This window comes from Acetobacter orientalis, from assembly GCF_000963965.1.
Classification (GTDB): domain Bacteria; phylum Pseudomonadota; class Alphaproteobacteria; order Acetobacterales; family Acetobacteraceae; genus Acetobacter; species Acetobacter orientalis.
This window is the reverse complement of sequence record NZ_BAMX01000017.1, coordinates 42,114-56,111: the sequence shown is the minus strand read 5'-3', so window position 1 is coordinate 56,111 and position 13,998 is coordinate 42,114. Positions and strand designations below refer to the sequence as shown.

Sequence of the window (13,998 nt, the reverse complement as noted above, 5' to 3'; positions counted from 1 at the left end):
AGTATATTGCAAGTTACCGTGTGGTGATGCAGGAAAACGACCATTCGCCCCTTGTTTAAGACCTGCACACTGTCTGAATTTGTGTGCTCTCAAAGACCTTAAAACGCAAAAATAGCGGTGCTATGGTGTACTTGGGTAGCTGAGTGTTGCGAGTGCTATTTTTACAATTTTTGTGTGCTTGCATCAAAGAGGTTTGCTGCTGGGTGGATATGAACCTTGTGTAAAAAGGTGTCAATTTTACGTCTTTCAGCTTGCCTTTCTGGCATTTAGACCATATGAGGAAGCGCCAATGGTCAGGTGACCTGAGGCAACGTTCTGCTGTCGGGGCACCCCAACCGTATTCCAGTCAAGGGTTCCCGTGGTATGACTTCTTCCCCGTACAGCCGTGTAACTGAAGCCTTAGCGTTTGATGACGTTCTGGTTGTTCCAGCCGCATCTGAAGTCGTGCCGAGCCAGACTTCGGTACGCACACGCCTTACGCGCTCTATTGAACTGAATATCCCGCTTATTTCTGCCGCGATGGACACCGTCACGGAAGACCAGATGGCTATTGCCATGGCGCAGCAGGGTGGCCTTGGGGTTATTCATAAAAACCTTACGCCAGAAGAACAGGCCGAGCAGGTGCGCCGCGTTAAGCGCTTTGAATCTGGTATGGTGGTAAACCCCGTTACCGTGGGGCCAGAGCAGACCTTAGCGGAAGTGCGCGCTATTATGCAGCATAACGGCATTAGCGGCCTGCCTGTGGTTGAGCCAGCCAGCCAGAAGCTGGTAGGTATTCTGACCAACCGTGATGTGCGCTTTGCCACAGACCCAACGCAGCGCGTGGCTGAACTGATGACACGCGACAATTTGGTGACAGTGCGCGATGGGGCTGATGCTGACACAGCGCGCCAGCTTTTGCATAAACACCGCATTGAAAAACTGCTTGTTGTAGACGAGCAGAACCGTTGCGTGGGTATTATTACCGTTAAAGATATGGATAAAGCGGTTGCATACCCGCTTGCCATTAAAGACAGTTTGGGCCGCCTGCGTTGTGCCGCAGCAACCGGCGTGGGTGAAGACGGTTTTAGCCGCGCTAAATTGCTGGTTGATGCCGGGGTAGACGTGCTGGTGGTTGATACAGCACATGGCCACTCTGCTGGTGTGTTGCGTGCTGTTGAGCGCCTGAAAGCTCTTGACCCCGCTATCCAGATTGTTGCGGGTAACGTCGCTACGCCAGAAGCGGCGCAGGCGTTAATTGACTCCGGTGCAGACTGCGTAAAAATTGGCATTGGCCCGGGCTCTATTTGCACCACGCGTATTGTGGCAGGCGTTGGAGTACCCCAGTTCTCTGCCGTGCTGGAAACCGCTATTGCCTGCCACGAAAAAAATACACCAGCTATTGCTGATGGTGGCATTCGTACCTCTGGTGATATTGTAAAAGCCATTGGTGCAGGTGCAGATGTGGTCATGGTTGGCTCACTGCTTGCCGGTACGGAAGAAGCACCGGGTGAGGTGTTCCTGTATCAGGGCCGGTCTTATAAATCTTACCGTGGTATGGGTAGCCTTGGGGCTATGGCGCGTGGCTCGGCCGATCGTTACTTCCAGCAGGAAGTGCGAGATTCCCTCAAGCTGGTGCCAGAAGGTATTGAAGGTCGTGTACCTTACAAAGGCAGCATGGCTGCGGTTATTCACCAGTTGGTTGGCGGTCTTAAAGCGGGTATGGGCTACACAGGCTCACGCGAGTTGCCAGACCTACAGCAGCGCGCACGTTTCCGCCGGATTACGGGCGCTGGCCTGCGTGAAAGCCATGTGCACGATGTTTCTATCACGCGCGAAGCGCCTAACTACCGTCGGGACTAATTTTTAACCATGACACCTTCTGCCCGGCTTGCTGCCTCTATTGATCTTTTGACCGCAATGGAGGCAGCCCCCCGCAAGCCTGCTGATGCCGTTGCCAACAGCTTTTTTAGGGAGCGGCGTTATATTGGCGGCGGAGACCGCCGGGCAGTTTCTGGTCTGGTGTGGGAAATTATGCGGGCATGGCGCCGTTTGGGCTGGCATTTGGCCCAGCTAGGTGCCACGCCCACCCCTAGGTTACTGGCTGCGGCCTGTCTGGTTTTTCAAAAAGTACCGCCTGAAAATATTGGGGCCATGTTTGCTGATGGGCGGTTTGCTGCTGGGGCGCTGAGCCTGCAAGAGCGTGAATGCCTGCAACAACTTGCGACTAAAAGCCTGAACGCTGAGGGCATGCCAAGGGCAGTTAGCCTAGAACTGCCAGACTGGTTGGTGCCCGAACTTGAGAAAACATTTGGCAACACACTAGAGCAAGAGTTGGTGGCCTTATCTGGCTCCGCAACGCTTGACCTGCGGGTAAATAAACTACGCACGACGCGGGCAGAGGCGCAAAAAGCCTTGGCGCGTGAAGGGCTACATGCCGAGTTGACCCCACTTTCCCCTTGGGGGTTACGCCTACCGGGCCGCTTGCCTGTAACATCGTCTGCCGCGTTTCAAGACGGACGGGTGGAAATTCAAGATGAAGGCAGCCAGTTGGTTGCTGCTATTCTTGGTGTGGCTCCGCAAATGCGCGTGCTGGACTATTGCGCCGGTGCCGGAGGGAAGACACTAGCCCTTGCTATGATGATGGAGAACAAGGGCCATATAGCCGCGTGCGATGTAGCCGAAAAACGTCTTGATGGTGCTGTGCGCAGGTTGCGCCGGGCAGGGGTGCATAATGTTGAGCGCCACTTGCTAAGCGTGGGTGATAAATGGGCCAAGCGGCGTGCAGGTTCTTTTGATCGCGTGCTGGTTGATGCCCCTTGTAGCGGTACGGGCACATGGCGCCGTAACCCAGATGCCCGTTTGCGTACAACGCAGCAAGATTTAGACGAGCTTTTGGTAAAACAAGCGCAAATTCTTGATAGAGCCGCAAAGCTGGTAAAACCGGGTGGGCGCTTGGTATACGCCACATGCTCTATTTTGAATGCAGAAAACTCTGATCAAGTAGAGGCTTTTCTCAAACGGAACGCCGCGTTCAAGCTTGTGCCCTCAGATAGTACAGAACTGCCGGAAAGCTTGAAAAACACATCTATGTTTGCGCTCACGCCCTTTAAAAATGGTACAGATGGTTTTTTTGCCGCAGTATTAGAGCGCAGTGAAAGCAATGAAGCTGCTGTAGAGGCATAATAAGCGTATAAGAAAATACCAGAACCCTACATGCTAAAAATGGTGCATGGGCATGGTTCTGGTATTTTGGTAGTTTTCTTTTAAAGAATTGTTTTTGAAAAATTATTTTTAACGTCTTTTGAATTTAGATGTCTGTTTTGGTCTGTAAAAAGTATATACTCCTCTAAATATACTTTAAATATGTGGTTGGGGTTTTCTCGCCAAACGCCAAGACGGATTACCATGACAGAAAGCGTCCTTCTTTTTATTTTTTGCGTGCTCGGTGGTGGCATGGTGGCGCAATGGGCTGCGTGGCGCTTTCGGTTGCCTGCCATTGTGCTGTTGTTTGCGTTGGGCTTATTGTACGGCCCCGTTTTGGAAATTTTGCACCCAACAAAAATGATTGGCCCGGCCTTTCACTCTCTGGTGTCTCTGGCTGTGGCGCTGATTGTGTTTGAAGGCGGTTTGGCGCTCGATTTCCGCCAGTTAAAAGAGGCAGGCGAGGGGGTAATACGCCTAACCCTATTTGCTTTGCCTATTAACCTGATACTTGGCAGTGCGGCTGCGCATTATATTGGTGGCATGACGTGGGGGGCCGCTTTTTTGTTTGGGGCCATTATTGTGGTTACTGGCCCAACGGTGGTGCTGCCTCTATTGCGCCACGCTAAGCTACACCCCCGCGTTGCAGCTTTTTTACGGTGGGAAGCCATTGTAAACGACCCCGTAGGAGCTATTTTAGCGACCTTGGTGCTTGAAGTGCTGCTTATGCGACCAGATGAGGGGTCGGGTACTTTTTTTGGCTTTATATTGCCGCATATGCTGGCAAGTGCCGGGTTAATGATCTTGTTGGGTATTGGGGCCGCGTGGGGTATGCGCTGGCTTTGGGTGCGCGACATGATGCCCGAAATTCTTAAAATTCCTGTTCTTATTACCTCTGCGCTGGTGTTGTTTGCCATGGGTACACTGGCAATGGATGGTGCAGGGCTTATGGCCTCTACTGTTTTTGGTATGGCGCTGGTTAATTTGCGTATTCCCGGCATGGCTGAAATACAGCGTATGAAAGAGGCGCTGGTTGTTCTTATTGTCTCGTTGCTATTTGTGCTTTTAACTGCCGATTTACAACGTTCAGAGCTTGCGCATTTATCGTGGTCTATTGGGGCTTTGACACTGGCCGTTTTGTTTTTGGTGCGGCCATTGGGTATTGTGTTGGCCACCATGCGCTCAAGCATGCCGTGGTCGGAGCGTATTTTTGTAGGTTGGATTGCGCCGCGCGGTATTGTGGCGGCGGCTGTAGCAGGTGTTGCAGGCTTACGGCTGCAAGATGCAGGCTACCCCGGTGCGGGGCAGGTTATGCCCGCAGTCTTTGCGGTTATTGCCTCTACCATGATTTTGCACGGGTTCTCTCTTGCACCACTTGGGCGGCGGTTAAAGCTAACACTGTCTAATGAGCCAGCCTTAGCCATAGTTGGCGCTAACGACTGGTCTAGCAAACTGGCTATTGCTGTGCATAAAGCAGAGGTGCCTGTACTGCTGGTCGATAACTCATCGCTTGACCTTGTGCGGGCAGAGGCCGCAGGAGTGCCGGTATTACCCACCGAGGTTCTGTCAGAAGAAGGGGCGGAAAGTCTGGAAGAGCGCCCGGCTGACTATCTGCTGTGTGCAACGCCCGATGCTATTTATAACGGGTTGGTATGCGCGCACCTAACCCCGCATTTTGGCAGCCAGCGTGTATACCAAGTTAGCCCCGGCATAGCCCGCCTTGACCAATACCGTGGCCTAAGCCGTGAGGCACGGGGCAAGGTACTAGGTGAGCCATCATGGAATTTTACATTGCTGGAAACGTTGGTGAAAGAAGGCTGGCGCTTTATTAACCTGACCGTAACGGCAGAAAATAAAGATGCCATTTTGTGGGACGGCAGTAACCTACTGGCCTTTTTGGTGTTGCAAAAAGGCGTTTCTATTACCGTGATTTCAGCCGAAGATGAGGTGCACCCGCAGTTGGAGGAAGGGCATATTGTCATTGCCCTTGTACCCCCCGACTATTCTGAGGACAGCCTTTTGGTGCACCACAATGGATATCAGGCTGGTGCGTGAATAAGAATATGCTGTGGGTTGGTAGAAAGCACCCACAGTAGGTCGTTTTGGCTCAGGGCAACGCAGCCCTCGGTCGGGGCTAGAGTGGGGCGTTGTAGGTGCATAAAAATGGCAGAGCCGCGGCCCGGTACGGCTGGCCCCATATTGTAAGCAATAACCACAATGATGTCGTACACGTTGTCTTCACGCCATAATTTCTCGTGGTGGGCGGCGTAGGGTAAGATCACTTTTTTATTATAATCAGGCGATTGCGGGTCATCACACCAGCCATCTTTAGGGGAGAGTGCTTCAACCGGCAGAGATGTTAACGGTTTCGTGACACGGTCTGCTCTATAAAAAACACGCACCAGTGGGAAAAGCCCTAACGGTGTTGCGTTGTCTCCCTCTTTTTTGCTGTGTGTTACACCATTTTTGCCAATAACGGCGCTCATGATTTTGTGTCCGCAATGCAGTTGTGCACCGTGCCCGCTGCCTGTGTGGGGGCGAATGTGTATCATCATTTCACTCATTGCCTGTTTGTTTCTTGCCTGCAGAAAAATGGTATCGCTCTTGAGCTATTGGTTTGAAACGAAATTCGTGACAAAGTCTTGAAAGCATACGGCTCAGGCAGCCGCACCAGCATAGGCTGATACAAGGAGAATAAAACCCCATGACGGGTGCACGTCCCATATTGGTTGTTGATGATGACCAGATCCTTCGACAAACGCTTGTTGAGCAGTTGCAGCTTGATGGTGAATTTTCGGTGCAGGAAGCTGCAACTTTGGCAGAAGCCCGTGCCAAGCTGAAAACACCAGATTGCCGGTGTGATGCTATTTTGCTTGATGTAACATTGCCAGACGGCGATGGCCGCGATTTTTGTGCAGAATTACGCAAAGACGGTTTGCGTATGCCAATTGTTATGCTGACCGGCTCTGACGATGAGGCAGATATTGTACGCGGCCTAGATGCAGGCGCGAACGATTACGTTGCCAAGCCTTTCCGTATTGCAGAACTGTTGGCTCGTTTGCGTGCGCAGTTGCGCCTGTTTGAAAACAGTGAAGATGCAGTGTTTTCAATTGGACCATACACTTTCCGCCCGTCTGGCAAGTTGTTGCAGGAGCCAGTTAAAAACAAGCGTATTCGCTTAACGGAAAAAGAAACGGCTATTTTGAAGTTTCTCTACCGTGCGGGCACGCGGCCTGTGCCACGCCAAGTCTTGCTGAACGAGGTATGGGGCTACAATGCGGCTGTGACAACCCACACGCTGGAAACCCACATTTACCGCCTGCGCCAAAAAATTGAGCCAGACCCAACCAATGCCAGCCTGCTTATTACAGAGGGTGGCGGGTATAGGCTGAACCCAGAAGCCAAGGTGGCTGCCGCCGGATAATAGGCTGCTATATTCAAAGAAAAAGGCAGGGACAAAATTGTCTCTGCCTTTTTTATTTGCCGTATGTAAGGGCTTGCCAGAAGCCAGAAGCCAGAAGCCAGAAGGGCTGGGTGTGCGTTCTGGTTTGCTGGGTATTGGGGGAAGTTAAACGCGGCGCACGATGTAGGAGTGGCCAAGGTCTTTTGTAATCAGGGCTGCATGCTCGGGGTCTCGGGCTTCTATCATAACTTCCAGTTCTGCGGCTTGCACAGAAGGGGCCGCAAAGAGCCGTTGGTGTGAGACCTCAATAATATTGCCGCCTGCTTCCCCAATTTTTTTGGAAATATCTGCCAAAACGCCGGGGCGGTCTGGAATTTCCATAACAAGGCGAAGAATACGGCCATCACGCAGCATAGCGCGAAGCAGAGTATTGGCCAGAATGCGGCTATCGATATTGCCCCCGGAAATAGGGAGAGCAATTTTTTTGCCACGGAAAACTTCTGGGTAGGTAAGAATTGCAGCAAGTGCCGCAGCCCCAGCGCCCTCGCTTACCTGTTTTGCGCCTTCGGCCAATAAAGTAATAGCGTTTTCGACCGCACATTCTGGCACAACCAGAACTTGAGAGGTAAGCTTACGAATAACCTCATCTGGTGCTGTGCCAATTTGGAGCACGGCAATACCTTCTGCAATGGTGGAGCCACCATTTGGCCGTGTGGCTGGGCCGGGGAAGGCGGAAAGAGAGTCGTAATTTTGTACCTGTACGCCAACCAGCTCTACCTCTGGGCGTAAGGCGCGTGTTGCCACAGCGCACCCACTTAGCAGGCCACCGCCACCAATGGGAGCCACAAGCATATCAAGCGGGCCTGCATCTTCTAGCAGTTCGAGCGCGCATGTGCCTTGGCCAGCCATAACGGCGGGGTCGTCGTAGGGGTGGATAAAGGTGCGGCCTTCTCGTGCTTGCAGGTCTTGGGCAAACATAAGAGCTTCTGCAAAGCTTTCGCCTTCCAGAATAACCCGAGCACCCCAGTTCCGTGTGCGCACAACTTTACCCGCTGGGGTAAATTTGGGCATGACAATAACTGCATCTATGCCAAGCAAACTAGCGTGGCGGGCAACGCCCTGTGCGTGGTTACCTGCTGAAACAGCAATAACACCACGTTGCCGCTCTTCGGGTGAGAGAAGGGCCAGTTTGTTAGCCGCCCCACGCTCTTTAAAAGACCCAACCGCCTGAAGGTTTTCGAGTTTCAGGGTGATATCTGCGCCGGTAGCTTTGGAGAGCGCATGAGACGAAATGGTGGGCGTGCGAAGCACTTTGCCCTTTATGCGCTCTGCCGCGGCAGAGATATCATCAAAAGAAATCATATCAGATAAATTTCACGGACAGGATTTCATATGTGCGGTCACCACCTGGTGCGGGCACAGAAATAGTGTCACCCTCGTGCTTACCAATGAGTGCTTTGGCGAGAGGAGACGAAATAGAAAGCAGTTTCTGTTTGATGTCGGCCTCATGCATGCCAACAATCTGGTAGGTTGCTTCTTTGTCTGTATCTTCATCAACCACAGTGACGGTGGCCCCAAATTTTACTTGGTCGCCAGAGAGCGTGGTGGGGTCGATGACCTCAGCAGTTGAAACGATTTCTTCGAGCTCGAGAATACGGCCTTCAACAAAAGACTGACGCTCACGCGCGGCGTGGTACTCAGCATTTTCTGACAGGTCGCCGTGGCTGCGGGCCTCTGCAATTGCGCGGATAATAGCCGGGCGTTCTTCAGACTTGAGTTTGCGCAGTTCATCTTCAAGCCGCTGCAAGCCTTTGCCTGTCATCGGAGTTTTCTGCAAGGCGTATCCCCAGAGTAAAGCTGCCGGCAACATGCCGGCAGGAAAGTTACACAGAATAAGCGGGTACGCACCGCACTGCAAGAAAACAGGCGGTTACCCGTTTGAAAAGGGTTTGGGCAAAGCCAAAGCTCTGCCCAAGCTCACTTAGAAAGTGCCACTAAAGTATGACTGAAGTGGCGCAACATCAAGCGGTCCTTCTCGCATAGCCGCAATTGCGTGAATAGCGGCCCGTGCCCCAGCTACTGTTGTGTAGTGCGGAATGCCCAGCACAAGAGCAGAGCGGCGGATGTCGAAGCTGTCTGCAACGGACTGTGCGCCTTGGGCTGTGTTGATAACCATCTGTACCTCGCCAGAGCGGATGGCATCGACACAATGTGGGCGGCCTTCAAGCACTTTGTTAACAACCGTAACATCAATACCCGCATCACGCAGCTTTTTGGCTGTGCCGCGTGTGGCCAGAATTTTCAGGCCCATGCTGGTGAGTTGGCGCCCCAGTGCTGGCAGGTGTGCTTTGTCGTTGCCGCGCACAGACAAAAAGACCGTACCAGAGGTAGGCAGGCGTACACCAGCACCAAGCTGAGACTTGGCAAATGCACGTTCAAACGATGTGTCCAGCCCCATGACTTCACCCGTTGAGCGCATTTCTGGGCCAAGGATAATGTCAACTTCGGCAAAGCGGTTGAAGGGGAAGACGGCTTCTTTCACGGCAACATGCGGGGTTACGGCACGGTCATCGAGGTTGAAGTCGGTCAGTTTGGCGCCGGCCATAACGCGTGCACCAATTTTAGCAACAGGTACGCCCGTGGCTTTTGCAACAAACGGCACGGTACGAGACGCGCGGGGGTTAACCTCAAGCACAAAAATGTCTTGGTCTTTGATGGCGTACTGAACGTTCATGAGGCCAACAATGCCCAATTCACGCGCCATGGCCTCGGTCTGGGCTTTTAGCTCAGTGACAATAGCGGGAGAGAGGGTGTAGGGCGGCAGGGCACAGGCGCTGTCGCCTGAGTGAATGCCTGCTTCCTCAATATGTTCCATCACGCCAGCGACATACACTTCTGTACCGTCTGAAATGCAGTCTACGTCGGCTTCAATTGCGTCGTTTAGGTAGTGGTCAATCAGCACGGGGCCGTTGGCAACTTCTGCCCCAGCAAGCTGGAGCGCAACGCGCATATAGCGTTGCAGCGCCTGACGGTCGTACACAATTTCCATAGCCCGACCACCCAGCACATAAGAGGGGCGGACAACAACCGGGTAGCCAATGCGCTCAGCCACATCTTCAGCCTCTTGCGGGCTGCGTGCAATACCGTTTTCTGGCTGACGCAGGCCCAGCTTATGCAGCATGGCCTGAAAGCGCTCACGGTCTTCTGCGCGGTCAATGGCATCGGCTGGGGTGCCTAGAAGCGGAATACCTGCTTTTTCAAGAGCGTGTGACAGCTTGAGAGGGGTTTGGCCGCCGTACTGGACAATACAGCCTTTGATGCTGCCGTTTTGCTGCTCACGTTGAATGAGGGCAATCACATCTTCTGCTGTAAGCGGTTCAAAATACAGACGGTCTGATGTGTCGTAGTCTGTTGAAACCGTTTCGGGGTTGCAGTTGACCATAATGGTCTCAAACCCGGCTTCACGCAGGGCGTAGGCTGCGTGCACACAGCAATAGTCAAACTCAATGCCTTGGCCAATACGGTTGGGGCCACCGCCGAGAATAACAATTTTGTCGCGGTTGGTTGGGTCTGCTTCGCATACTGGCGGTGCAAACATGCCTTCATAGGTTGAATACATGTAGGGCGTGCTGGACGCGAATTCACCCGCGCAGGTATCAATGCGTTTGTAAACGGGGGTCACACCGGCTTCGGTGCGCAGTTTTGCTACTTCATCGGCTTGTAGGCCAGAAAGGCGCGCAAGCTGCACATCTGAAAAACCGAGGGCTTTTAAGCGGCGCAGGCTTTGTGCGTCACGCGGTAGGCCGTGGTTTTCAACCTGACGTTCTGCGTGAATGATTTTTTCAAGCTCACGCAGGAACCAAGGCTCAAAATGGCAGGCTTCGTTAATGTCTTCTACAGACAAGCCAGCACGTAGGGCTTGGGCTGCCATAAGAATACGCTCTGGCCGCGGCTGAGACAGGGCTGCACGGAAGGCGTCTTCCCCCCCATCGCCGGGCTGTTCAACCGGGTCTAGGCCGTGCAGGCCGGTTTCCATGGAGCGCAGGCCTTTTTGCAAGGCTTCGGGGAAGGAGCGGCCAATGGCCATTGCCTCGCCCACAGACTTCATGGAGGTAGACAGGAGAGCCGGTGCGCCGGGGAATTTTTCGAACGTAAAGCGCGGAATTTTAACCACAACATAGTCAATGGTCGGCTCAAAAGAGGCCGGGGTTGTGGTGGTAATGTCGTTTTTAAGTTCGTCTAGCGTGTAGCCAACAGCCAGCTTTGCCGCAATTTTAGCAATAGGGAAGCCTGTTGCTTTAGACGCAAGTGCAGAAGAGCGGGAGACGCGGGGGTTCATTTCAATAACCACCATGCGCCCGTCTTTGGGGTTGATACCGAACTGAACGTTAGACCCGCCCGTTTCTACCCCAATAGCGCGCAAGCATGCCAAAGAGGCATCGCGCATGCGCTGGTATTCTTTGTCTGTCAGGGTCAGGGCTGGGGCAACGGTAATAGAGTCACCGGTATGCACGCCCATGGGGTCGATGTTTTCGATGGAGCAGATGATGATGCAGTTGTCGGCTTTGTCGCGCACAACTTCCATCTCATATTCTTTCCAGCCCAGTACGGACTCTTCAACCAGCACTTCTGTGGTGGGAGAGGCATCTAGGCCAGAGGTAACAATCTGCTCAAATTCTTCGCGGTTGTAGGCAATGCCGCCACCAGACCCACCCATGGTGAAGGAGGGGCGGATAATGGTGGGGAAGCCAATTTCTTTGAGCGCTTCGTTCGCTTCTGCCAACGTGTGCGCAATGAAGCTGCGGGGGCTTTCAATGCCAATGGCGTCCATGGCTTCTCGGAACTTTTGGCGGTCTTCTGCGCGGTCAATGACCTCTGCATCGGCACCAATGAGTTCAACGCCGTGTTTTTTCAAAAAGCCGGATGCATCAAGCGCCATTGCGGTGTTGAGTGCCGTCTGCCCGCCCATGGTGGGCAGAATGGCATCTGGTTTTTCTTTGAGAATAATACGCTCAACAAACTCTGGCGTAATGGGCTCAACGTAGGTTGCGTCTGCCAGGCCGGGGTCTGTCATAATGGTGGCTGGGTTGGAGTTAACCAGAATAACCCGGTAGCCTTCTTCCCGCAGGGCTTTACAGGCTTGCGCGCCGGAATAATCGAACTCACAGGCCTGCCCGATAACAATGGGACCTGCGCCAATAATGAGAATGGAGCGAATGTCTGTCCGTTTTGGCATGGTAGGTTCAGTCCTGACAGGCAGCCCCTAGGGGGCTGAAAGAGCAAAGAAGAGAAAGGGTGCAAAGCGGTGCCACAAACAAAGTGTTTGTGGCTGGCTGGGGCAGATTAGTTTTTGCTGGCATGCGCATCAATCAACGCCACAAAGCGTTCAAACAAGTAAAAGCTGTCTGATGGGCCGGGGCTTGCTTCTGGGTGATACTGCACAGAAAATGCCGCATAACGGTCTGAGGCCAAGCCTTCGTTTGACCCATCAAAGAGGCTTACATGCGTAACGTGTGCATCGGCTGGCAGGCTGTCGGCATCAACGGCAAAACCGTGGTTCTGGCTGGTAATTTCTACACGGCCAGTTGAAAGGTCTTTTACGGGTTGGTTGGCGCCACGGTGGCCACGGGCTAGCTTGTAGGTTTTACCGCCTAGCGCTTGTGCTAAAAGCTGATGGCCAAGGCAGATACCAAATAGCGGAATACCTGCATCGAGCACCCCTTTAATAGCGGGTACGGCGTAACCGGCAGTTGCTGCGGGGTCGCCCGGGCCATTGGAGAGGAACACGCCTTCGGGCTTGAGTTCGAGAATTTCTTTGGCTGTTGTGGTGGCGGGCACCACGGTTACGTCGCACCCGGCAGCAACAAGGCAGCGCAGAATGTTGCGTTTTGCGCCGTAATCTACCGCAACAACCTTGCGGCGTTTGCCATCAACCGGGCGACTACCTGTTGGCCACTGCCATACACTGTCTGACCAAGTGTAGGGGGCTTTGCAGGTAACCTCTTTTGCAAGATCCATACCTTCAAGGCCGGGCCATGCTTTGGTGGCGGTCAAAAGGGCGTCTAGGTCAAATTTACCATCTTCGGGGTAGTAAAGGGCTGCACTTTGTGCCCCGCCATCCCGAATTTTCAGGGTGAGGGAGCGTGTATCTACCCCGGCAATGCCAGAAATATTTTGCTCTTGCAGCCATGTCTGTAGCGGGGCTTTTGCGCGCCAGCTTGCGGGCTCTGTAATGTCTTCTTTTACAACAAGGCCACGGGCGGCAATGCGGCTGGCTTCTTCATCTTCTAGGTTAACGCCCACATTGCCGATATGCGGGAAGGTGAAGGTGATGATCTGCCCGGCAAAAGAAGGGTCGGTCAGGGTTTCCTGATAGCCGGTCATGCCTGTAGAAAAGCAAATCTCGCCAATGGAGGGCTGTTTGGTGAAGGCACCAAAGCCTTTACCCCAAAGAACGGTTCCATCGGCAAGAACAAGGGCGGCTGTTGCGCCATCCGGGCGAGCGTGAGGCATGGATGATCCTGTTGTGCTACCGCCCTGTGTTGGGGCGGGGGAGGCTGTGTGCGTTGGGGCTGCGGGCTGTAGGTCTGCTAAAGACAGGCCTGTGGCATGCGCAATAACCGGCCAATGGCGGGAGGGAATACTCTGGGCCTGTCGCCACTTGCGAATGGCTTCCGTACCAACGCCTGTTAGGCGTGCGGTTGCTTCGGGGCCGCCAAGGCGGGCGATAATAGTGTCGATTGACATAGGCATGGGGTATGTTGTTCCTCCCGTAGCGTGTCTTGTAGCAGCCTGAACCTTAAGTGGGAAGAAATTTCCCACAAAGAAGAGGGCGGGAAAACGCAAGGTGGGAAATTTCTTCCCATCTGAGGATTTTGCGCCACGGTAAAACGTGGTGGCATAAACAGATAGTAAAAGGATGGAGTGGTCATGTCTTTACGTGAGCGCCTGATGGCTGATCTCAAAGTGGCAATGAAAGCCGGGGAAAGCGGGCGTGTGGGGGTTATCCGCATGATCACGGCCAAAATGAAGGACGTAGAAATTGCAGGTCGTGCTAAGGGTGGGGAAGGGCTTGATGAAAATGAAGCCATTTCAGCGCTGCGCGGCATGGTAAAATCTCGCACCGAGTCTGCTACCATGTACCGTGATGCAGCGCGCCCCGAATTGGCAGAAAAAGAAGAAGGCGAAATTGCCATTATTCGGGAATACCTGCCCCCGGAAATGGACGATGCTGCTCTTGAGGCTGCCGTTAAGGACGCTGTGGCTGAAACAGGTGCCACCAGCATGAAAGAAATGGGCAAGGTTATGGCCGCCCTTAAAGGTAAGTTTGGTGCAGCCCTTGATATGGGCCGTGCAAATGGCCTTGTTAAAGCTCTTTTAAGCTAAGGCTGCGGGCTGTGTGGCTGCGTGTG

The 13,998-nt window shown here is 53.3% G+C and carries 10 protein-coding genes; 5 read left to right on the top strand and 5 right to left on the bottom strand.

The window, feature by feature from the left end; genetic code table 11:
• Window positions 1-363: 363 nt before the first annotated feature.
• From guaB to Abor_RS07505, 3 genes are all read left to right on the top strand, one after another.
• A complete protein-coding gene (guaB, locus tag Abor_RS07515; protein ID WP_048841235.1) occupies window positions 364-1,842 on the top strand; it encodes an IMP dehydrogenase in 1,479 nt (492 codons plus the stop codon).
• A gap of 9 nt (window positions 1,843-1,851) precedes the next feature.
• Window positions 1,852-3,165 (top strand): RsmB/NOP family class I SAM-dependent RNA methyltransferase, encoded by a 1,314-nt coding sequence (locus tag Abor_RS07510; RefSeq protein ID WP_048841234.1) that lies wholly within the window; start codon window positions 1,852-1,854, stop codon window positions 3,163-3,165.
• A gap of 222 nt (window positions 3,166-3,387) precedes the next feature.
• A complete protein-coding gene (locus Abor_RS07505) occupies window positions 3,388-5,238 on the top strand; it encodes a cation:proton antiporter (RefSeq protein ID WP_048841319.1) in 1,851 nt (616 codons plus the stop codon).
• On the opposite strand, the gene Abor_RS07500 is transcribed toward Abor_RS07505, so the two are convergent.
• Window positions 5,223-5,738, bottom strand: a complete 516-nt coding sequence (locus Abor_RS07500; protein WP_048841318.1) for a L,D-transpeptidase family protein — start codon at window positions 5,736-5,738, stop codon at window positions 5,223-5,225. The two genes, Abor_RS07505 and Abor_RS07500, sit on opposite strands and share 16 nt — an antisense overlap.
• A gap of 149 nt (window positions 5,739-5,887) precedes the next feature.
• On the opposite strand from Abor_RS07500, the gene Abor_RS07495 reads away from it, so the two are divergent.
• Window positions 5,888-6,607: a response regulator transcription factor gene (locus tag Abor_RS07495; protein ID WP_048841233.1), complete on the top strand. Its 720-nt coding sequence runs from the start codon at window positions 5,888-5,890 to the stop codon at window positions 6,605-6,607.
• Window positions 6,608-6,751: 144 nt separating this feature from the next.
• On the opposite strand, the gene Abor_RS07490 is transcribed toward Abor_RS07495, so the two are convergent.
• The 4 genes from Abor_RS07490 to carA form a co-directional block, all read right to left on the bottom strand.
• Complete coding sequence (locus Abor_RS07490) at window positions 6,752-7,948, bottom strand: threonine ammonia-lyase (protein ID WP_048841232.1); 1,197 nt, start codon at window positions 7,946-7,948, stop codon at window positions 6,752-6,754.
• A gap of 1 nt (window position 7,949) precedes the next feature.
• Window positions 7,950-8,423 carry a transcription elongation factor GreA gene (gene greA / locus Abor_RS07485; protein WP_048841317.1) on the bottom strand — a complete coding sequence of 158 codons (474 nt, stop codon included), beginning with the start codon at window positions 8,421-8,423 and terminating at the stop codon, window positions 7,950-7,952.
• Window positions 8,424-8,567: 144 nt separating this feature from the next.
• Window positions 8,568-11,822, bottom strand: a complete 3,255-nt coding sequence (gene carB / locus Abor_RS07480; protein ID WP_048841231.1) for a carbamoyl-phosphate synthase large subunit — start codon at window positions 11,820-11,822, stop codon at window positions 8,568-8,570.
• Window positions 11,823-11,929: 107 nt separating this feature from the next.
• Complete coding sequence (gene carA / locus Abor_RS07475; protein ID WP_048841230.1) at window positions 11,930-13,339, bottom strand: glutamine-hydrolyzing carbamoyl-phosphate synthase small subunit; 1,410 nt, start codon at window positions 13,337-13,339, stop codon at window positions 11,930-11,932.
• Between the two features lie 177 nt (window positions 13,340-13,516).
• On the opposite strand from carA, the gene Abor_RS07470 reads away from it, so the two are divergent.
• Entirely contained in the window at window positions 13,517-13,972 is a 456-nt protein-coding gene (locus tag Abor_RS07470) for a GatB/YqeY domain-containing protein (protein ID WP_048841229.1), read from the top strand.
• Window positions 13,973-13,998 lie beyond the last annotated feature (26 nt).